Annotated in this window: 10 protein-coding genes; 5 read left to right on the top strand and 5 right to left on the bottom strand. The window is 59.1% G+C overall.

Annotation, left to right across the window (positions count from 1 at the left end):
* Positions 1-433: 433 nt before the first annotated feature.
* The gene (locus tag CA51_RS00545; RefSeq protein WP_145117208.1) at positions 434-6,559 is read right to left on the bottom strand and encodes a hypothetical protein; all 6,126 of its coding nucleotides are present in this window, start codon (positions 6,557-6,559) and stop codon (positions 434-436) included.
* A 202-nt stretch (positions 6,560-6,761) separates the two neighbouring features.
* A complete protein-coding gene (locus CA51_RS00550) occupies positions 6,762-7,403 on the bottom strand; it encodes a 3-keto-disaccharide hydrolase (protein WP_145117209.1) in 642 nt (213 codons plus the stop codon).
* Positions 7,404-7,650: 247 nt separating this feature from the next.
* Between CA51_RS00550 and ilvD the strand changes: the two genes are divergently transcribed.
* The 3 genes from ilvD to CA51_RS00565 all read left to right on the top strand — a co-directional run bounded on the left by ilvD (position 7,651) and on the right by CA51_RS00565 (position 13,219).
* Positions 7,651-9,330 (top strand): dihydroxy-acid dehydratase, encoded by a 1,680-nt coding sequence (gene ilvD / locus CA51_RS00555; protein WP_145117210.1) that lies wholly within the window; start codon positions 7,651-7,653, stop codon positions 9,328-9,330.
* Positions 9,331-9,513: 183 nt separating this feature from the next.
* On the top strand, positions 9,514-10,425 hold the full coding sequence (locus CA51_RS00560) for a TIM barrel protein (protein ID WP_231745911.1): 912 nt from the start codon (positions 9,514-9,516) through the stop codon (positions 10,423-10,425).
* 229 nt (positions 10,426-10,654) lie between these two features.
* Positions 10,655-13,219, top strand: a complete 2,565-nt coding sequence (locus tag CA51_RS00565; protein ID WP_197451491.1) for a hypothetical protein — start codon at positions 10,655-10,657, stop codon at positions 13,217-13,219.
* Positions 13,220-13,268: 49 nt separating this feature from the next.
* Here CA51_RS00565 and CA51_RS00570 read toward each other — a convergent pair whose 3' ends face one another.
* Positions 13,269-14,153 carry an IS3 family transposase gene (locus CA51_RS00570; protein WP_145117212.1) on the bottom strand — a complete coding sequence of 295 codons (885 nt, stop codon included), beginning with the start codon at positions 14,151-14,153 and terminating at the stop codon, positions 13,269-13,271.
* Positions 14,150-14,455, bottom strand: coding sequence for a transposase (locus CA51_RS00575; RefSeq protein WP_145117213.1), 306 nt, complete (start codon positions 14,453-14,455; stop codon positions 14,150-14,152). Before CA51_RS00575 ends, CA51_RS00570 begins: the two co-directional genes overlap by 4 nt.
* Positions 14,456-15,031: 576 nt before the next feature.
* Between CA51_RS00575 and CA51_RS00580 the strand changes: the two genes are divergently transcribed.
* Positions 15,032-16,456 carry a magnesium chelatase ATPase subunit I gene (locus tag CA51_RS00580; RefSeq protein WP_145117214.1) on the top strand — a complete coding sequence of 475 codons (1,425 nt, stop codon included), beginning with the start codon at positions 15,032-15,034 and terminating at the stop codon, positions 16,454-16,456.
* Between the two features lie 202 nt (positions 16,457-16,658).
* Positions 16,659-18,359: a vWA domain-containing protein gene (locus tag CA51_RS00585; protein ID WP_145117215.1), complete on the top strand. Its 1,701-nt coding sequence runs from the start codon at positions 16,659-16,661 to the stop codon at positions 18,357-18,359.
* A gap of 501 nt (positions 18,360-18,860) precedes the next feature.
* Here CA51_RS00585 and CA51_RS00590 read toward each other — a convergent pair.
* The gene (locus CA51_RS00590) at positions 18,861-22,136 is read right to left on the bottom strand and encodes an efflux RND transporter permease subunit (RefSeq protein WP_145117216.1); all 3,276 of its coding nucleotides are present in this window, start codon (positions 22,134-22,136) and stop codon (positions 18,861-18,863) included.
* Between the last annotated feature and the right edge of the window lie 69 nt (positions 22,137-22,205).

Below are 22,205 nucleotides of genomic sequence, written 5' to 3' on the forward strand. Positions count from 1 at the left end.
CAAAAGCCTGGGACGCAAGTCCCAGGGCCCAGGACCAAGCGTCCAAACCACACCGCCAGTCGCGAAGCGACGGCATGCGGGTGCAAGCTCATGTCGTCGCTTCGCGACTGGCGCCCTCGTTGCCTGCGATTCCTGGGACTTGCGTCCCAGGCTTGCGCATTCCATGGCTTCGCCACTCAATGCAAATTGGCCGTCCCTATCCATGCCGCCCCAGTCGCGAAGCGACGGCATGTAATAGCCTGGGACGCAAGTCCCAGGGCCCCAGGACCAAGCAACCAAACCACACCGCCAGTCGCGAAGCGACGGCATGCGGGTGCAAGCTCATGTCGTCGCTTCGCGACTGGCGCCTTCGTTGCCTGCGATTCCTGGGACTTGCGTCCCAGGCTTGCGCATTCCATGGCTTCGCCACTCAATGCAAAACCACTGTGTCAAATTAACGTGACGTCACGATCAACTTGCCCTGCAGCGCGTCGGCTTGTTTGTCGCGGCCGGCGGCTCGCAGCGCTGGGATCAACTGTTCGCCGTTTTGCGGATCGATGCGGTTCAGGTTTAACATCCGGTCGATGTGCTGCTGAGCTTTCTCAAAATCGTCGGCTTCGATCGCCGCGGCGGCTCGCATTCGATGGATTCGGTGCAGCGATGCTAGATCGGAGAGCGGGATCTCTTTGGTCCAACCGCCAGCGAATTGCAGCATCGTCGTCTGCTGTAGATCCGCGACCGTGGCGGGATCGGTTTCCAGATCGGCTCGCCGTTGGCAGGACTTGTACCACGTGAAGCTGCCGATCGGCGAAACCGCCTGCAACAATCGAGCCTCTTTGGCTGCCAACGGTTGAGCTCCCAGTTCGCGCAAGCGATGCGTGAGCGCGTTGCGGATGCGAAAGTTGACAGCCATCATCGATGCGGTTTGCATCTGTTTGGCTCCCGCCTCGCGATCGCCGCTGCGAGCGAGCGCGTCGGCAGCAAGATAGCGGAATTCGAGCTGCAGGACGTCGTTCTCCCAAGCCTGTTGAAACGCTTCGGCCGCTTCAGCCCACTTGCCCAGCCGCCGGTAGATGATCCCGGCCTGCGCCGCGGGCAACTCGGTTTCGCGTTGCTGCTGCATCAAATCGAACGCCTGCTGCGTCTGATCGAACCGCAGCATCGCCCCAACAAAAGCGGACAACTGCTCCGCCGTCAGCGGCGTCTTCTCCAATTCCTTCAGCTCCGCTGCTAGGTATTCTTCCGGCGACGTCGTTTGACCATCGATCTCAACAGTTCCTTCGCCAGCGAGCATTGCATCGACGTTCTTCACTCGCTGCATCAATTGGTCGTCGGAATCGCCGGGCGACTTCCCTGCGAAGTGACTCCACCAACCATCGAATTCGGTGACGAGATCGCCGATCGCTGGCTGGAGAATCCGCGGTGTGTTCAGGTAGCCCATCCGCTCCAGCACACGTCGAGAGGGCGTGATGCGTTGTCCCATGTGCCCGATGATATTCATTCCGGTGGGGCGGCCGATTAGCTTCAGTTCGTCGAGCAATGGTGCAACCGCTAGCGGCATTCGCCCGCTGTCCCGCAGGATACGAAACAGTTCCTTCTGGTGCAGGAGATTGCTGCGGCGCGGATCTTTCTGCTGCGAGTGAATCTGTTCCGACAACGCCGCGTAAAGAGTATGGGCTTGCTCGGCCGCTTCCCGCTGATCCAAGATCCAACCGACCTTTGCAACGATCTGAACCGCGTCCAATGGGATCGTTTGCTGCATGTCGACATTCAACCGCTCGGCAACCCATGCGGCCGGATCGTCCGACTTCCAAGCGACAGCTTGTAGTGCGGCGTCGTAATCGCCTCGAGCCCGCAGCAGTTCGAAGTGCGTTTGCGGCGCATGCGTCTTGGCGATCTCCAACGCGCGATCGATCCGATCGTTGACCAACAGACAATTCATTAGCGCGATCTGTGCTGCGGGAGTTGCGATCTTGTCCGCCAACCGCTCCGCGCGGTCTAGCGTCTCGTCGGTGTCGGCATCACGTTTCGCTTGACGTTGGTAGCTGGCCAAACCGCACAGCACGCTCAACCTCAGCATGTCGTCGTCGTTTTCCGTCTCGATCAGCTCGTCGAGGATCTGTTTTTGCTGGTCGGCGGCGCGGTCCCAACGCCCTGCGCCGGCGTCGATCCAAGTCGCCAGCGGGAGGTTGTTTTGCTCCCGGGCCCACTGGGCCGCTTCTTCGGGTTGCCCGTTGGCTCGCAACAGAAACGGCAGCAGAGGCGAATCCTTGTGCTCGGCAATCTGCTCAGACAAGACGCCTCGCTGCAACCAGAACGCAGCCAAGTTGCTCTTTCCAATCTCGCTGTCTGTGTTTTCCTGCAACAACCGCTCCGCCTCGTCGAATTCGCCATGAGCGATCTTGTGAGCGACCGCGCCGGCATCGGAGTAGATTAGTTCGTGTCGATACGATGCAGGATTGGGCAGTTGATCGATCAGCTGAAGCAGCGGTTCGTATTGACCACGCTGCAGCAAGTGCCATCGCGCCTTGGGGTCGGGAACGAGCCGCTGCAAAAACATGTGGCGATCGGCTTGCGGTGCCGATTCCCAAATCTCGAACACAAGCTCCACGACGCGTTTCGATCGCAGCAGCTCTTCAGGGCGGAGGCTGGCGAGCCGAAGGCACGATCGTTTCAGTTGGTCTGAAAGCGAGCCGAAAAGTTTTTCGACGGTTGCTGGCGGCGTGTTGTCGATCCAGACGCTCAGCCGCCCCGGTCCGAACACCAGCCTGCTGAGCAGCATGTGGCGTTGCGATGACGACAGTTTTTCGAGGATCGGCAACAGCATCTGCAATCCGCCATGGCGAGCTATGCACTCGACAGCCTCGTCGATGTGCGCCATGTCGTTGAGCAGCCGGTACTGCAGATAAGGCGTCTCGACCTCGGCAAGCGTTTCAAGCAATTCGGCCCCTCGTTTTTGGCGTTCCAACGTCGCGACGCAGACTGGTTGCACGAGAAAGCCGAACATCGCTGCGGGGACGCCGCCGCGCGATCTCATCGACGGCGACTGGCCGGTCGCCTTGACCCAATCGGTAAGTGTGTCGAAGTAATTCTCTTCGATCGCCAGAGCCAGCAGATGTTGCTGCTTCAGCACGTTTCGCAGCGCGGCGTCTCGCTGCGAATCCCCCTTCATTGAAAAGAACTCCTTCAACCAGGGGCGAATCTGTGTTGCCCGGTCCAGTCGCTCGGTCATCGCGGGGGACTGCAACAACACCGTCCGCAACGCGTCTTGCTGCGGCGACCGATCGCATGCTTCGACAAGTCGCTTTAACAACTTGGCTTGCTGTAACGCCTCAACCGTCTCGGGCTTCTTCGTCAGTGCTGCCACGGTTCGTTGTGGCAACGCTTTGTCCGCAATGATGTCAGCCAACAGATCGGTCCGGCCCGCCTGGATGATCGCAGATGGATCGATGGCAACGATCAACCGGTTGCTCCATAGCGTCGCGACACTGGCGTCGGTTTGTTGATCGATCCAGCGAGCGATCTGTTTGGCATGCGCGGTGTGCTCCTCGGGATAACCGCTCAGCCGCGCCGTGGCCAGCAGACCGATCGCTTCGCGGCGGATCGGGGTGTCGGCCAGCTGATCGATCTGGCCGTGCAGAGTCTGCAGTTTGCCGTCCCACGGTGGCGTCGAATCGGCCACCGATCGGTCGTACGCCGTCACCAGCAGGTAACTTTCTAAAAGAGGTTGCATCTCCGCGCTGGCTTCGGTTTGGATCAAATCCCACAGCGGTTCAAATTGGTCTTTTTGAATCAGTCGCGAGATCGAATACCGCTGCACCATCATCCTCTTGAGGATCGCCGATTTATCGGTCGGGTTGGTTTGCGATTTGACGACGCCGTACAGGAGGTCGATCTGGTTGGTTTCGAGCAGATTGTTCAGCAGGGCGGTCGATGAGAAGAGACTCTGCGCCCGCCGGTCGATCGGCAGATTCCGACGTTCCTTGGTGATCGCAGCGATCAGGTCGGGCAACCGCATCGCCTCGGCGAACGCCTTTACCGAATTGGTGTTGGCGACCAGAGTCCGGCTGGCCGGTTCGCTAAGTCCTTCGCCTCGCAAGGCGACCTCAAACGTGTCGATCAGCCGACCCTGTTTGATGGCCGCACGCATTAAACGGTAATCGGACAGTATTTGGTTGGCGAAAGCTGTGGCGATCGCTGGCGGGAGATCCGAATGCACAAGTTCCGGGATCCTCTCCAACTTGTTTTGTTTCTCGTGCATGCTGATTACGAGCGAGCTGAACAGTCGCTGTGCAAACCGATCCAGTGCTTCCGTCGGCCAGTCTTCCTGCGGGATCGCCAGCAAACGTCCCAGCTGGTCGTGTTGAATCAAGTGGGTGAGCACATGCGAATTGTTCATCAATCGCGACACCGCACTGATCTGTTGCTGCGTCGGTGGAGCATTCAGCAGTTCCAGCAACGGATCTAGTTGATCCGAATCCAACACCTGCTGCATCGCCGCTTGGTTGGCCGCGATCGCTTCGAACACTTGCAGCTTGTGGTTCGGTTCCTGTTGCTTGCCGATCGCGATCAATTGCGCAACACCTTCCGGCTTGGCGATCTCCGATTGGGCTTCGCGCGATTGCAACATTCGCGACATCAACGCGGCGCTCTGTTTGGGATCGAGGCGACAGAACTGAGCTGTCAGCGTTGCCAGATGTCCCGCATCCAAGATCGCCTGACGAAAGGGTTGATCGGTCAAAATCAACGTAGCAAACGTTGCCAGCGTTTTTTCGTCGACCATCGGCAACCGATCGACGAGGGCTTGCAAATCATGTGGTTCGCGAACCACAGACGACAACGCCCGCGATTGGAGAACCGCTTCGATCGATGCATCGCGCTGATCGTCGGGCGTTTCATGCAGCAGTCGCGAAACGAGTTGCCGCGCCATCGCCGGTTCCAGTCGCAAGCGGCCGAGTGCCTCCAGATAGCTGGGCCGAGCCTCCGCTGGCAATCGATCGACGGTCTTCCACAGCAGCGTCATTCGCTTTGCCGGATCGCGCTGCCACGTCGCCATCTTGCTCACCAATTGCCCCAACACGCGAGTGCGGTGTGGTTCGGGGACGTCGCAGTGGATCGCGACCAATTTATCGATCAGGTCAGCGTTGCTAAGGAATCGCATCAGATCGACGTTGTGGACCAAGACAGGCAGCACGTTGGGCAACAGGTTCTTGTCCATCGTGCCGATCATTTCCAGCAGGCTTTCCGCCGCGGCGCGATCTTTGATCAGCTCCATCAAATTGGGGATTCGCACCATCCGTAGGATCGCATCGTGCTGCAGCGCCCGATCCTCCGACGCTTCGATTCGACGCCACAGATCTTTCACCATCGGCATCGCATCGGCAGCCGCCAACGTGTTCAAGATGTTCGCTTTGACGATCGCCTTCAGGTAAGCCAACCGCCGCGCGTCGTCGGGTTGATCGGTCGCCAGGTCGACGATTTTCCCCAGCTTGTCTTCCGACTTCAGTTGCGCGATCACCGTTCGGTTCGCGACGATCATCGCCAACGCACTCACGCGATCGTCGGGATCTTCGATCTGCTGCGACAGCTTCAATAAACCATCGAAGCCCGATCGCGTTAAGATCGCCGAGATCGTCGCCGATTGCCGCAGCACCACCTGTAGCAAGGTTTGCATCGTCGCGTTGTCGACATGGTTTGGCAGTTCGCCGAGAGAGTCGATCAATCCGCCGCGCTGAGCCAGCCCCTGGGTGACTTGTTGTTGTGAGAACAGCCGCAGCGCCAACGTGTTGCGACTGGAGGGATCGGTTTCGTGTTGCAGCATCTTCAACAGAAAGCCATGCCGGCTGGCTTGAACCAGAATCTGGAGACTCGTCGGATTGGTGTAGAACGCCGCCAGATAACGCGAGCGGTCTTCCGGCTTTAGTGCGGCGACAAATTGGTCCAGCTGATCGAGCTGGTCGTCTTTGGCTAGCGTGGAAACCAGCAGCGGAGAAAAGACGAGCGCTGCCGTTGTGTCGCGTTGCCAACCGGCATCTTGATCGCCGCCGACACGCTGGACCAAGTCGACCATTTGCTGTGGGCCCGCATAGTCGTCGATGATCGCCGGGTCGGACACCAATTGGATCAGGTAGGCGGTTCGCAGTGGAGCGTTCGGTTCTAGCGAGATCAGGTTTTCGATCACCGCCAACGCCCGTTCGCCACGCAATCCCTCCATCGCCTCAAATCGCTGCTTGCCTCGCCCGTCGCGAAACTTGCCGATCAATTGACGCAGCCGCGGCGGAGTCGTTGGCAGCACGCCGTATTGAAAATCTCGCAGCACGCGGCGGGCGCGCATCTGGGCTTCGGAGCCCCCCTCGGCGACAAGCTGTTCCAGTTTCTCGCGGGATGGCAAGCCGATCTGCCACAGTTCGCGCATCGACCGCTCGCGAACATCGAAGCGGGGAGAACCGAGTCCTTCGGCTGCGGTAGCGATCGCTGCGGCCTGTTCCGGTGTCGGCGACTCTTCCTGCGAAAAAACTGTCGCCGCCGTGAATCCGATCGTGTAGAGCAAGAAAAGAGAAGCACTGCGGGCTGCTATCATCTCGGCACCTCATTCGCTAGCCGATGAACGTCGCCGTCGGCAACGTGAGGCCGATCGCACGTTGCATGATAGCACAGACGCAACAAAACGCATCCGTTTTGGCACGTTGCAAGTAAGGGGAGAACCGATTTTCAGCGATGGTATCAGCCGCCACTCGCTAGCGTTCGGGCCTGCTGGCAATCACCCGCGGTTTGCGTGTCGCTTACTTCAACCGCTGGATGCGGATGTTGCGATAGGAGGCGAGTGCGGGTTTACCACCATGGATCTGCAACGCGATGATCCCCGTTCGCTCGATCTGCGGATCGGTTTCGGTGTAGTCGACCGTCTGCAAATCGTTGAGCCAGATCTGGATGCGAGCCCCCTGGCAGCGGACGCGGATCCGATTCCAGTCGTCCGTTTTCAGTACCGCCTCAACCGCTGCCGGATCGGGGACGGCCAACATCTTATTGCGTCGCGATTCGTCGTACAGCGAGCCCCAGATCGGCTTCCCCCCCGCCGTCCCCATGTCGGCTTGATAGCCCGAAACCTCGTGGTGGTTGGGGATTCGCCGGGTGCGGAACTGGACCCCCGCGTTTTGCCCCGCCCCAACCAGCTTGGCTTCCAACCGCAGCTCAAAATCTTCGTACTGCTCGGTCGTGGCCAGGAAGAAGTTGTTCGGGATCGTTTCGCTGGCCGAACCGGCTACGATCGCACCGTCGTCGACGCGGAACCAGTTCGCGTCTCCCTCCCATCCCTGCAGCGATTTGCCATCGAACAGCGGCGTGAAGCCCGATTCGGGGGCTGGCGATTGAGCGACAGCAACGATCGGGAAAAGCAGCAAAAAACAGGCGAACAGGCGGCGCATCGGGAGGTTCTCCAGAGAGTTGGGGGCGCAATTGGGGGGACGGAATCGGGATCGCAGCCGATTCGAGCGGTCGCTCGCCACCAGCCCCAGCATTGCTCTGCCAATCCCACCCATTCATAATTCGATACTCACAGATCATAATCGAGCCCCTTGCGTTTGTCGTGGTTTGGCGACCGATCTCCAAAATCGCCACCATGCCCTCTGCCCCTTACGGAACTACCCCCACAGAAGAAGAACCGCCGCGATCATGAATGCTCCCCTTAATAAGTACAGCAGTCGAGTCACTCAACCCAAGAGCCAAGGCGCTTCGCAAGCGATGCTCTACGGCACCGGAATGACTTCCGAAGACATGAACAAGGCGCAGGTGGGGATCGGCAGCGTCTGGTACGAAGGCAACACTTGCAACATGCATCTGTTGGACCTCGCCAACGAAGTCAAGGAAGGCGTCCGCGCCGCCGACATGGTTGGAATGCGGTTCAACACCGTCGGCGTCAGCGACGGGATCTCGATGGGAACCGAGGGGATGAGCTTTTCGCTGCAGAGTCGCGACCTGATCGCCGACAGCATCGAAACGATCATGGGTGGCCAGTGGTATGACGGCTTGGTCGCGCTGCCCGGTTGCGACAAGAACATGCCCGGATGTCTGATCGCGATGGGACGTTTGAACCGCCCCAGCATCATGGTCTACGGCGGTACGATCCGAGCTGGCAAGTGGAACGGACAGAAGCTGGATATCGTCAACGCGTTCCAGTGCTACGGCCAATACCTGTCGGGCGATATCGATGAATCCGAACGCCAGAACATCGTCAAGTGCAGCATCCCGGGCGCTGGTGCTTGCGGCGGTATGTACACAGCCAACACGATGGCGACCGCGATCGAAGCCCTCGGCATGACGTTGCCCTATTCGGCTAGCATCCCCGCCGAAGATCCCGCCAAGAAAGATGAATGCCGCCGTGCCGGTGCCGCGATCCGCGTCCTGTTGGAACGGGACATCAAGCCACGCGACATCATGACTCGCCAAGCATTCGAAAACGCGATGGCTGTGATCATGGCGGTCGGCGGCAGCACCAACGCCGTGTTGCACCTGATCGCGATGGCTCGCGCTGTCGACATCAATTTGACGATCGACGATTTCCAAGCGGTCAGCGATCGCGTTCCTTATATCGCTGACCTCAAGCCGAGCGGCAAGTTCGTTCAAGAGGATCTGCACAGCGTTGGCGGAACGCCCGCGTTGATGAAGTATCTGTTGGCCGAAGGCGTGATCACCGGCGACTGCATGACCGTCACCGGCAAAACCCTCGGCGAAAACCTAGCCGACGTTCCCGATCTCGATCCCGGTCAAGAGATCATTCGCCCGCTGGATAAACCGATCAAAGCCAGCGGCCACATCCGCATCCTGCGCGGCAACCTGGCGCCCGAAGGAGCTGTTGCCAAGATCACCGGCAAAGAGGGGTTGCTGTTCACCGGCACCGCCCGCTGCTTCGACAGCGAAGAAGAGATGCTGACGGCATTGGAAGAAAAGAAGATCGTCAAGGGTGACGTGGTGATCATTCGTTATGAAGGTCCTAAGGGTGGCCCCGGCATGCCGGAGATGCTGACCCCAACCAGCGCGATCATGGGTGCCGGTTTGGGCGCCGACGTGGCGTTGATGACCGATGGACGCTTCTCGGGCGGGTCGCACGGATTTATCGTCGGCCACGTTACTCCCGAAGCTCAAGAGGGCGGGCCGATCGCTCTGGCTCGCGATGGCGACAAGATCACGATCGACGCGGAAAAGCTGGAGATCAACATCGACGTCAGCGACGAAGAACTGGCCAAGCGACGCGAGGAATTTGTCGCGCCGCCACTGAAGGCAACACGCGGCACGCTTTACAAGTACATTAAGAATGTAAAGAGTGCCTCCGAAGGTTGCGTCACCGACGAGTAGTCGTCGGCTGGCAACCGAGGTCGTTCTATTGGTCGCCTTTCGCTCCGCGAAAGTGCGGTTGTCTGGGCGCGTTTTCTCGCAGCGAGAGACGCGTCCAATCAGCCGATCGCGACCATCGTTCGAACTCGCAGCGATGCTGGTAGGAGGGGCTGTCCTTCTATAAATCCAGATCGGAGTTCGAACATGAGTCTATCGCGACGTAATCTTTTGGCCGCCGGCGGGGCGGCTCTGGCGGCAGTTGCCACGCGGCAAACGGTTTCCCGTGCCGAGGATGTTGCCGAGGAAACGGCCGCTCGCGATTCGAGCCCCGCGATCACGAAGGGACGGATTCACCAATCGGTGATGGGGTGGTGCTTCAAGCCGATACCGTCGATCGAACTGGCCAAGCACTGCAAAGCGATCGGCATCGAAGCGATCGAAGGGATTCCCGCAAGCGACTATCCCGCCGTCACCGAGCTCGGCCTGAAGATCTCGCTGGTCGGCAGCCACGGTTTCCAGAATGGACCGCTGGATCCCGAAAACCATGCGATGAATGAGGCGAAGCTGCGCGAAGCAATCGATACCGCCGTGAAGTTCGGTGCTCCCAGCGTGATCACATTTACTGGGATGCGAAAAACGGGAATCGACGACCGCCAGGCGACAAAAAACTGCCTGGACCTCTGGAAACGTGTTCTTCCGTACGCCGAAGCGAACGATATCACGCTGGTTCTTGAACATTTGAACAGTCGCGACGACACGCACCCGATGAAGGGGCATCCGGGATACTGGGGAGACGACGTGGAACTGTGCGTCGACCTAGTCAAACAGCTCGATTCACCGCGCTTCAAGCTGTTATTTGACATCTATCACGTGCAAATCATGAACGGGGATATCATTCGCCGTATTAGGGAGTATCATCCACTTATCGGTCACTATCACACCGCTGGCTCTCCGGGCCGGGGTGAGTTAAACGACGATCAAGAGATCAATTACCCAGCTGTCATGCGGGCGATTCTGGAAACTGGATATTCTCAATACGTCGCGCAAGAGTTCATCCCGACTAGCAATGACCCAATCGCCTCCCTTCGCGAGGCTGCAAGGGTGTGCGATGTGTAGCTAACGCGAAAGCAAAAACAAGCTTTTGCTCCAGGACGGAACCTGCCGATAGATTGCGCTGTCTATAATCGAGGGGAAGGCTGTACACTTCCCCGCCGCTCGCGTCGCAACCTACCTTCGAAAGATTCGTTTGACGGGCGATTTGCTGCCTGTTTCAATTACTATCGCCATGGCTACCCGTACCATAGAACGAATCGACGAAACCCATTCCGTCGGACCTCGTGTTCGCGTGGATGATTTTGTTCGATTAGGGATCGGTGTTCGCGAGGCTCGCGTCGGAGTGATTCGTCGCGCCGCTGGCGATGCAACGGCGGCGGTTGCGTTGGATGAACCGACCGATACGCGGCATGGCTTCGACGATCGGATCGCCAGCATCGCGGCGTCTACCTATCGCTTGTTAGACCCTCGCGGTCGCAACGAGTTGATGCAGCGGGTCCAGTTATTGCAGCTGGAATCTCCGCCAGCCCAAGTCAAACCGTGGTGGAAACCGCGGCACGCCACCGTCGTCACTCAAGACGAACTCCGCGACCGCTTCGATCCCTCGGCCGCCGACGACACCTATCTGCCGGTTGGTCTGCAAGCCGAAGCGGGCTGGAAAACTGTCGCCCGGCGAATGGGACTGTTTCCATTTTCGCGCCGCGCCGTCTGGGTTGCGTCGGCAATGGCCAGCGTCTCGATCTTGATCGTGCTGCCGATCGTGATCGCGATGTCCTCCGCCGACGATCCGCCCAGCGGAGAGCTAACAGCCGCGGCGACGACGGTCTCGGCCGCTCCCGAACCGATTGCTCGACAGCTCGGCAGCGCGGCCGCTTCGCCTCAGCTGACGACCGATTTCCCGGTTGCCGAAGTCGACGAACCAGCTCCGGCCGCCGAGCCAGTCAGTCCCTTTGCCGAGGCGTTTGTCGTGCCGTCGGAATCGGACGGTTTGGAAGCATCGCCGTCGGAAAGCGAGCCGATGCCCGTTCATCGGTCGTTGCCAGGAACCGCTCCATCGTCGGCGGACCCGTTGGTGTTTGTCCCTAACGTCGAACCGTCGGCAACGCTCGAAGACGCCCCAAGTGTCGCTCCCGAATCGCCGTCGACTCCCGCACCGATCACCGACCCGGAATCGACTGAACCGAAGTCATTGGAATCCGAATCGATTGAACCGATGCCAGCGGACGCTGCCAGTTCGGACAGCCCGATGCCGACGGCCGACGTGCCGACCGATCCGATGCCGCCAGTTCCCGCAACGCCAGCGCCGATCGCAACTCCTGTCGCTCCTCCGGCGGCAGCTGCCGATCCGGCTGTCGATCCCTTTGCACAAGTTGATCTCCAGCCCGCAGTCGAAGCCGACGGCGGTCTGCAGGATTCGCGGTTTCCCAAACCTTCAGCCGATGAGATCGCGGTGGCGACCGAGCGGCTGGCTCGTTTGCGAGCCGATCTGCCGGCGGCTAATACCGATGCCGATCTCGTTTCCAATATTCGCAAGTTGTTGCAGACGGCGACCGAGAGCGAACCGGGGTCGGCCGATCGCTGGGTGCTGTTGTTGGAATCGTCGCAGCATTTGTTGATGATGGGCCGCGGTGCCGATGCGCAACAGGCGCTTCTGCAGCTGACGAGAGAATACCAGGCGAGCGAGGTCCAGCTGCGACAGTTGCTGTTGGAACCGTTGATTAATGGTGCGCAGACGATCACGCAAAAGGAACGTGTGATCGGTTGGGCGCTGTCGACCAGCGAACTGTTATTGCGAGCCGAGGAGTTTGATTCGGCCGCCACCACGCTCCGCGGAGCGACGACGCTGGCGGTCAAGTTGGGCGACAACGATCTGCGGGTGCGGATCAACTTGCAATCCGATGCGATCAAGCAGGCTAAGAGGATCGCGCCGCTGGCGACCAAAGCGTTGGCCGAATCGACTCCGACCACCGCCTCCGCTTCGGCTGCCAATTCGGTCGGGCGGTATCTCTGCTTGTACCTCTACGATTGGCCACAGGGATTGCCTTGGCTGAAGCATGCGTCGACGCCCAAGTTGGCTAAGGTCGCGCAGATGGAAATCGATACCGCCGCAGCTCCCGATAGTACCTTGGATCTTGTCAACAGTTGGATCGAGTGTGCTGCGGATGTCCGCGGCCGCGGTGGCGAATCGATCCTGCTGCACGCTCGCGATCTCGTCGCCGAAGCGATGCTGGAGAGTTCGGGCTTAAAAGCCAAGGACCTCGAGCGGAAGTTGGCCGAGCTCGATGCGATGCTTCCAGCCGACTTGCGGACCGTCGCGCCGACGCCTTCGATAGCCGCCGCGCCCGCCGCCGCGATGCCCGCGGGGAACCTGACTGGCATGCTTGGGCGATTGAAGGCCGACGGATTGGATGTCAGCGCCCTGATCCGCTACGACGCCGGACTGAACCTTACGCACGACGCCTTCTCGCAGATCCTCGACCAATTGGGGATCCAAGCCGGGACGATCTCGCTCGAGTTTGTCGGCCTGATTGATCTCCCCGAGAACTCGACGATCCGATTTGTCACCAGCACCGGAACCGATAAAGCGGATGCGGTTGTCGTTGCGGTCAACAACCAAACGGTTCCGTTGTCGGTCGAAGGGCAGCGCAATCGCAAAGCCGGAACCGTCGACTTGCCCGCTGGCAGCCATCTGGTCCGCTGGCAGTTTGGCGGCAAACAACTCGCCACATGTCACCTGGTGGTCGAGGACGATCGAGCGAAGAAGCCGCTGACGCTCCGCCATACGCCTGCTCTCTTGGAACAAGTCCTCAGCGTCGCGCCGGCTCGCTTGCGAGTCAACGTAGTCCGCGCCAACTAAGCTCTCGCCCCTTGCGATAGACCACGACTGACGGACACTCCAAGGGGCGTCAAAGGGCTAAGGATTGCTCGTGGTCGACTTCGAACTGGTTGGGAGTTCGGTAGCCAAGGGTTTGATGAATTCGCGTGGAGTTGTAAAACGCTTCGATGTATTCAAATACGCTGCTTCGGGCATCGTTGATATCGGCAAACGATTCAAATTTGGTCCACTCATGTTTCAGGGACCAAAAGAATCGTTCCATCACGGCGTTGTCATAACAACATCCAGTGCGGCTCATCGAGCAGGTGATGCCGAGAGTCTTCAGCGTACGTTGATACTCGCTGCTGGTGTACTGGCATCCACGATCGCTGTGGTGCAGCAGGTTCGCTGTGTCGGGCCGTCGATTTGCGATCGCTTGCCTCAACGCATCTTCAACCAGAGGCGTTGCGAGGCTTTCGGAAATCGACCATCCAACCACTTTGCGGCTAAACAGATCGAGCACAACAGCAAGATAGATCCAGCCGTTGGCCGATGGCAAATAGGTGATATCGGTTACCCATTTGCGGTTTGGTCCTTCCGCCTCGAAGACCTGGTCGAGTAGATTCGGTGCGGGGACTTTGGTTGGATCGGCGACCGTGGTCGTTGGAGTGAAACGCTTGTGGACCTTGCTTTTTAGGCCCATTTCACGCATCGCCTTGGCAACCGTATTGCGACTTGCCGACTCGAGCTGCGCGTCGGCCTGCATCAGTTCAGCGACCTTGTAGCTTCCGTAGATCTGCTTCGAACTGGCGTGCACCCGCTGAACATCCGCGCGAATCTTATTCGTTCTTTGCTTGCGTGCACTTGGCTCGCGCACGCACCAGGCGTAATAGCCGCTCCTGCTGACACGCATCACTCGGCACATGGTCTGAATTGGAAACGAGTCGCGATGTTGTTTGATCCAGGCGTACTTCATTTCGACTCCTTCGCAAAATACGCCGTGGCTTTTTTTAATATGTCTCGTTCCATTTCGGCCTGCAGCAGCGCCTTCTTCAGGCGACGGTTCTCGGCAATCAGCGCATCGTTGCTTGAGCCGACTGAAGCGGGGATCGCACTGGCGTCAAATTTCTTGATCCAATCGCGGATGCTCCTCGGAGCCACTGCAACTGCATCGGCGGCCTGTTTGATCGTGTAGCCCTTCTTCGTAACGAGCTCCACGGCACTGCGTTTAAACTCGTCCGAATGCACACGTCGCGGCTGTCTAGGGTTCTCTGGCATTATTTTCTCCTGGGAAGATTCTGAGTAATCCTTGGAGTGTCCGCCAGTCGTGGTCTATCGCACTCGCGACCGAACGCTTGCCAGGTCAGCGAAAAGTCTTTCGTTCGTCGCAGGCCGTTCCACATCGCATTTATCGGAGTCAGGGCCGCAGGCTCGACCATTTACATAGCCCAGGCCATCGGCCTGGGTTCTAGCGGCGATGATTGACATGGTTGGGCTGTAGGCCCGGTCGATTGTCACCAGCTACCCCGGGGCGTTGCCCCTTCGCCCGTTGTAATAAAATGAAACCGGGCGCCGTTGGCTGATACCCAGCCCTGCAGGCTGGGCTATGCAAATTGCTGGACCTTCGGCCCGCGTCAGGCGTGTGAGGAATGTGCCTGTCCCTTTCGCCCCTTGCTTTCGCCGTTGCCTACGACTTATGTATAACCGACAGGACTTGCGTCCCAGGCTCTCACATGCCATCGCTTTGCGACTGCCCCTTCTCGCTTTCCTTCCTAGTCGGCCCGGTATAATGTTCCTGTACCCACCTGCGTCATCCGTCTCCGCCTCAATCGAATCCCCAGGTCACCGATCTGCATGAGTACCCCAAGCGAAGTCCCCTCCATTTCGAATCTCAGTGAACTGCGCCAATCGGGCTGGAAATCGAAGACCGTCAAACACGAGCTGCGCGATAACTTCCTGGTGGCGTTGCAGGCTGGCGACGTACTGTTCCCCGGCATCGTCGGTTATGACGACACCGTCATCCCCGAGATCAATCTGGCGATCCTGGCGGGGCACGACATGCTGTTCCTGGGCGAAAAGGGACAAGCGAAAAGTCGCATCATGCGGATGTTGGTCCGCTTTCTCGACGAGTGGACTCCCTACATCGATCACCCCGAATTGCCGGTCCACGAAGATCCAATGGACCCGATCACCGCCTTGGGGAAGCGTTTGGTGAAGGAGTTGCCTGAGGATCAGATCAAGATCGCTTGGTGGCATCGCAACGATCGGTACAGCGAACGGTTGAGTCCCGGGACAAAGTTCGCCGACATCATCGGTGAGATCGACCCGGGCAAACTGACAAGCGGTGTCAGCATGAACGCCGAAGCGGCACTCGCGTTTGGCTTGATCCCGCGGATGCACCGCGGCATCTTTGCGATGAACGAATTGCCCGAACTGGACGATCTCGTGCAGGTTGGTCTGTTCAACATCCTCGAGGAACGGGACGTTCAGATCCGCGGCTATCCGATCAAATTCGACCTCGATGTGATGATCCTCTTCTCCGCCAACCCCAGCACCTACAACCGCTCGGGCAAGGTGATTCCACAGTTGAAGGATCGGATCGGGTCGATCATCCAGACGCATTACCCCAGCGACCGCGACCAGGGGATTGCGATCCTGCAGCAGGAAGCCAACGACGATCTCGGCGGACCGTTCCCCGTTCAGGTTCCGTATTTCATGTACGAAGTGGTCGAAGAGATCACCAAACAGGCGCGGCGCAGCAAGTTCATCGATCATCAATCGGGCGTGTCGGCGAGGTTCTCGTTAGCGAACTTCCGCACGATGGTCGCCTCGGCGCGGCAGCGTTCGGTCGTCCTCGGCGAATCCCCCGCGGTGCCGCGGATCAGCGACCTCGGTCACATCTACAGCAGTGCTCTGGGGAAGTTGGAGCTGGATCTGATGGGCAGCCACCAAATGAGCGAACGCCAAGTCCTGGACGCCGTCGTCGCCGAAGCGATTCAGGTCGTCTTCCAGAAGTATGTCGAACAGCATGGCACCGCAGAGATCGGCGAGATCTTCAAGAAGGGAGTACGCGTCGAGGTCGGTGACATGTTGCCCTCTACGGTCTATGCCGAGCGACTGAAACGAGTCCCTCCGGTTTGGGAGAAGGCGTTTGAAGTCAACGCCAGCGCCAGCGAACCGGTCCGCGCCAGTTGCGTCGAATTTGTCCTAGCCGGACTGTATAGCATGGACCACATCAGCCGCTCCCAGCGACACGGATCGATCGAATACGAAATCTAAGCAGCCTGCAAGGAGACTTTTCGTTTAACCGCGTGGGCATCCCCCCGCGTTTTTGAAGAGGCTTGTCGTTTAACCGCGTGGGCATCCCCCGCGTGTTTTACGGGCAGGGCGGCCCGATGGCGGTGGAACGAAAAAATGCAATGCGACCTGCTTAAGTCAGCAACTGCGCCGTAACGGGGCCTGTAGCAACAAGAAGATCATTATGAAAAAACGTCCTGGCGGGATCATCCATTCGTATCAGAAATTTGATCCGGCGCAATTCCCTAGCCCGACGCAGCCGCCTCCCGATCTGGTCTCGTCGGCGTTTGAACACGCGATGATGTTCGGCAACTATCGCGAGTTGTCCGAAGAGGAATTGGCCCGCGCGGTGAAGTTGGATCCCAGCCAGATCGCCGGCCTTGGCCCGAGCATCGATATGCTGCGCCAGATGCTCGAAGAGCGGAAACGCAAGATCCTGGAGACCTACGAAACCGCGGCCGCTCAAAAGCGTGCCCGCTGCGCGTACCAACAGAGTGCCAGCGCCGTCCGTCCGCCCAAGGATCTGGAGAAGGCGTACCGCCGCGGGATCGCGGAGGAGCAGCCCTACGATCTGGAGCGGTTGTGGTATCAAGCCGACAGCGATCATTCTCCTTTTGCTCGCGGTCTGCTGGGCGTAATGCAACGGATGAATGACAAGCTGCTGATCGCCGAACTGGTCAGCAAATATGAGTTCACCGGCCGCGAACCGATGTCGGTCCCCAAGGCGTTGGAGATCAAGGAAGAGCTGGAGAAGATCGATGAACTGCTGCGGCAGCTGGAAGAGGCTGCCAAGACTGCGCAGATCGGGATCATCGATATGGATCTGTTGCAAGAGTTCGCCGAGCCGGGCGATTTGAATGAACTCGAAGAACTCCGCCAGCAGGTCGAGAACTACATGCGCGAACAGGCCGAGCGTCAGGGGCTCGACCGCGATAACAAAACCGGCAACTATCGGCTGACACCGCAGGCTTACAAGCTGTTTCAGGGGAAGCTGCTGTCGCGGATCTTCAGCGACCTACAAGCCTCTCGCAGCGGCAGGCATCCCGACGCGGTCGAAGGGGACGGAGCTGTCGAATTACAGCAAACCAAGCCCTACGAATTTGGCGACAGCGTTGCCAACATTGACCTCCCGCAGACCGTCATCAACGCGTTGTTGCGGCATGGCGACACGCGGCCGCTGCAGTTGCGCAGCGAGGATATCGAAGTCCATCGAACGCGAAACCATCCCAAGTGCGCAACGTGCGTGATCATGGATATGAGTGGTTCGATGCGGTACGACGGGCAATACATCAACGTCAAACGGATGGCGTTGGCACTGCAGGGACTGATCACCAGCGAATACCCTGGCGACTTCTTGCGGTTCATCGAGATGTACACCTTCGCCAAGATGCGGCACGCCAGCGAGCTGATCGAACTGATGCCCAAGCCGGTCACGATCCACGATCCTTGGGTGCGGTTGAGGGCGGACATGAGTCGCGAGGATATCAGCGAATCGCAGATCCATCCTCACTTCACCAACATCCAACGCTCGCTGCAATTGGCTCGGCAGAATCTGGTGACGACCGACACGCCCAACCGTCAGGTCGTTCTTATCACCGACGGCCTGCCGACAGCTCACTTCGAAGACAACCACCTGTTCATGCTCTACCCGCCCGATCCGCAGACCGAACAGGCGACGATGCGTGAAGCGATGCTCTGCCATCGCGAGGGGATTACGATCAACATTTTCTTGATCCCCAGTTGGTCGCAGAGCGAAGAGGACATCCGGTTTGCGTATCGATTAGCCGAAAGCACCAAAGGCCGGGTGATCTTTACCAGCGGCAAAGACCTCGACCGCTTCGTCATCTGGGATTATGTCAGCAACCGCCGCGAGATCATCGGTTAGCCAAAGGCCGCCACCAAAAATACGGGCGCGAAATACCAGCACGAAGCGCGAGCGAGTGAACTCTCGAGAGAAAAATCACTCGCTTGCGCTTCGTGCTAGTATGAGCGATGGTCGCCTTTCGCTCCGCGAAAGTGCGTCCGCGGCACATCCTCTCTCCCAAATCGCCGCCAAAAACACGAGCACGAAATACCAGCACGAAGCGCAAGCGAGTGAATTCTCGAGAGAAAAATCACTCGCTTGCACGTCGTGCTGGTATGGGCACGCACTTTCGCGGAGCGAAAGGCGACCAACCAACCGATCATTCGTCATCAAGACAACATCGCTCGAGGAAGCGACTAAGGCCGGAGGCCGACACATCTCCTGCCGGGGTCGTAAGGCCCCGGTGCCATGCGAAATACCAGCACGAAGCGCGAGCGAGTGAACTCTCGAGAGAAAAATCACTCGCTTGCGCTTCGTGCTGTTATGGGCACGCACTTTCGCGGAGCGAAAGGCGACCAACTTCTACGACGCGATGCTGCTGGCGGAGTCGACGCGTGCCGGTTCGCTCTTGGTCGGCTTCATCAACCAACCGGGAAGCTTGCCCAGGTCGTCGAAGAAGGTATACAGCACGGGGATCGCCAGCAGCGTCAGGATCAACGACAGAGTCTGGCCGCCGGCGGCCAGCACCGCAATCGAACGCCGCTCTTCGGCTCCCGGCCCCGTTGCGATCAACAGCGGCAGCAGACCGGCGACAAACGAAACCGTCGTCATCAGAATCGGACGCAAGCGGTCGCGGTTGGCTTGCATGATCGCATCGTGCCGGCCGATCCCTTGCGATCGCAGCGCGTTGGTGTGATCGACTTGCAAAATCGCCGCCTTCTTGACCACGCCAAACAGCACCAAGATGCCAAGCGCCGAATACAGGTTCAACGTCTCGCCGCCCCAATACAGACTGATCAAACCAAACGGAATCGCCAGTGGCAACGACAGGAGAATGATCAGCGGGTAGACCATGTTTTCGTACTGAGCCGCCAGCACGATGTACATGAAGATGAACGACAACACAAACGTCCAACCGAAGTCGGTGATCGTTCGTTCCAGCTCGCGGCCGCCGCCGAGGATCTCGTAGTTAAAGCCTTCGGGCAGACCGATTTCGTTTGCCACTTGCTCCATCGCTTCGATCCGGTCGGCCAACGCGTAACCGTTGGCGATGTTCGCTCGCACCGACACCATCCGCTGGCGACTCAAGCGGTCGATTCGCGACGCCGCCTGGCTGTATTCGAAATCGACAACGTTATCGATCCGCGTCATCGAACCACTCAGCCCCGTCTCGATCGCCGCGACGACCAAATCATTCGCCGATGTGGTCGGCAGCATCGGATTGGTCCGCACGTACAGCTGAGAGATCGATTGGATGTCGTTGCGGTCCAGACCGACAAGCCGCAGTTCGACATCGTAGGCGTCGCCCGCCGATTGATCCAAGTATCGCGAGACGCGGTCGTCGCCGCCGACGGCCACTCGCAGTGTATCGGCGATCTCACGCACCTCGACCCCAAGCGCCGCCGCCCGCTGGCGATCGATCGACACCAGCAACTCGGGGTTGTTGATCTGCAGCGTCGAATAGACGTCGACGATTCCAGGGATCTCTTTGACCCTAGCCTTCATCTTGTCGCTGAATTCCAGCAACTTCTCGGCGTCGGGGCCCATGATTGCAAAGTCGATATCGACGGGGGCTCCCTGCCGCAGCGAAGTCAGGTTGCGGACCGATAGCCGCAGATCTTTGATCGGAGACAATCGCTTGCGGATCTCTCCCATCTTTTCGCGTTGAGTGAAGTTTCCGCGGAACGCAGCCTTCGGATCGCCAGTCAGCAAACCGTCCCACAGTCGTCCAAACGAAAACGTTCTCTCGCGGCTGTCCTGCAATCGCACGAACATCTTTGCGCGGTTGACGTCGCCGTAGCCGCCGGTGCCGACGGTCGTCATCACCGCCTCGATGCCGTCGATCTTGTCGAGTTCCGCCTCCACGCGGTCGATCGTCGCTTGCATCGCCAGCAAGCTCGCTCCCGGTTTTGCCTCCGCTCGAATCTCGAATTCCGATTCGTCGACGTTCAACGGGATGTAGTCGCGGCGCACCCATTGGCTCAGCGGAATGTTCGACGCGATCACCAGCACCACAACAACTAACACCAGCCAGCGGAACCGCAGCGCCCGGGCCAGCATCCACAGATAAGCTCCCTCGATCCAGGAGTAGACGCCGCCACGGGATTTGACCGCCGCACTCTTTTTCGACTTGCCGGACTCGTCTTCGGTCGGCTTGTCGATCGGCCGCAACAGCTTGCTGCACATCATCGGCGTCAGCGAAAAACTGACAAGCATCGAGATCAGGATCGCCACGGTCGCTGTCACACCAAACTCGAACAGCAACCGTCCCGTAACGCTCGACAGGAACGAGACCGGCAGGAAGACGATCACCAGCGAGATCGTTGTCGCCAGGACCGCAAGTCCGATCTCTTTCGTTCCCGTCACGGCGGCTTCCGCCGGCGCCATCCCCTTCTCTTCGATGCAGTGGAAAACGTTTTCGAGAACTACGATCGCATCGTCGATCACCACGCCGACCATCAACACCAAAGCCAGCATCGTGACGTTGTTCAACGTGAAGCCGAACCATTTCATGAACGCAAACGTCGCGATGATCGATGCCGGGATCGCCACCGACGCGATGATCGTCGACCGCCACGATCGCATGAACAGCATCACCGTCAAGCAGGCCAGGATGCTGCCGGAGATCAGGTGGCGTTCGATCTCGTGCAACGCTTCGACGATGTAACGCGATTGATCTTGAATGACTTCGACGCGGATATCGTCGGGTAACAGTTCCTGGCTGCGCGGCAATTGCTCTTTGATCGCGTCGATCACCGCGACCGTGTTCTCGCCGCTCTGGCGTTGGATCTCCAACAGGACCGCCGGCTGGCCGTTGAGCCGAGCGAGCGTGCGGACCTCTTTGGTTCCGTCGGTCACCGTCCCTAATTCGCTCAACCGCACCGCGGTGTCGCCGACCGTGGCGACCGTCAGATCGGGAAACCGGTGCGATTCGGAGATTCGCCCCAGCGTTCGCAGCGACCGTTCGCGTTGCCCTTCGTTCATCAATCCGCCCGGCACCTCGGCGTTCTGACGCACCAAGGCGTCCCGAACCTGCAGGATCGACAGCCGGTGTGCCGCCAGCCGCCGAGCGTCGATGTCGACCTGGATCGCCCGGTCGGCCGCTCCGGAGATTTTCACCTCACCGACGCCGCTGGAGGATTCGATCACGTTTTTGACATATCGATCCGCCATCACGTACAGTTCCCGAGCCGACCGCGGGCCCGAGACGGCCAGCGTCATGATCGGCGACGAATCGAGATCACGCTTCTGCACGATCGGTGGATCGATCCCCGGCGGCAACAGATTGGCGACTCCCGCCACCGCATCGCGAACGTCTTGAATCGCCGCATCGATGTCGCGATCCAGTTCGATGGTGACGATCACAAACGAGCGACCGTTGGCCGAGATCGATCGCAGTTCGTCGATCCCCGCGACCGTCGCAACCGCGTCTTCGATGACGCTGCTGACCTCCGATTCCACCTCCTCTGCCGCCGCGCCGAGATACGTCGTGCGGACAAAGACCTGCGGCATGTCGAGGTTCGGGAACCTGTCGACGCCCAGCTGTGGAAACGCAACAGCTCCAGCGACGACCAACGCAGTGATCAACATCAAAGCGAAGACCGGACGCTTTACGCAAACTTCAGCTAGCCAATACAAAGCTCTCGTTCCCTATGAGCGACTATTTTGAGTGGGGTATTAGCCCCAGAGAAATTACACGGCGGGCGG

The organism is Rosistilla oblonga (assembly GCF_007751715.1).
In the GTDB taxonomy this organism is placed as follows: domain Bacteria; phylum Planctomycetota; class Planctomycetia; order Pirellulales; family Pirellulaceae; genus Rosistilla; species Rosistilla oblonga.

Excerpts from the sequence above, each read along its gene's own strand:
- CA51_RS00585 (WP_145117215.1), top strand. The coding sequence starts at position 16,659 with ATGAAAAAACGTCCTGGCGGGATCATCCATTCGTATCAGAAATTTGAT.
- CA51_RS00575 (WP_145117213.1), bottom strand. The coding sequence starts at position 14,455 with ATGCCAGAGAACCCTAGACAGCCGCGACGTGTGCATTCGGACGAGTTT.
- ilvD (WP_145117210.1), top strand. The coding sequence starts at position 7,651 with ATGAATGCTCCCCTTAATAAGTACAGCAGTCGAGTCACTCAACCCAAG.
- CA51_RS00580 (WP_145117214.1), top strand. The coding sequence starts at position 15,032 with ATGAGTACCCCAAGCGAAGTCCCCTCCATTTCGAATCTCAGTGAACTG.
- CA51_RS00545 (WP_145117208.1), bottom strand. The coding sequence starts at position 6,559 with ATGATAGCAGCCCGCAGTGCTTCTCTTTTCTTGCTCTACACGATCGGA.
- CA51_RS00570 (WP_145117212.1), bottom strand. The coding sequence starts at position 14,153 with ATGAAGTACGCCTGGATCAAACAACATCGCGACTCGTTTCCAATTCAG.
- CA51_RS00560 (WP_231745911.1), top strand. The coding sequence starts at position 9,514 with ATGAGTCTATCGCGACGTAATCTTTTGGCCGCCGGCGGGGCGGCTCTG.
- CA51_RS00550 (WP_145117209.1), bottom strand. The coding sequence starts at position 7,403 with ATGCGCCGCCTGTTCGCCTGTTTTTTGCTGCTTTTCCCGATCGTTGCT.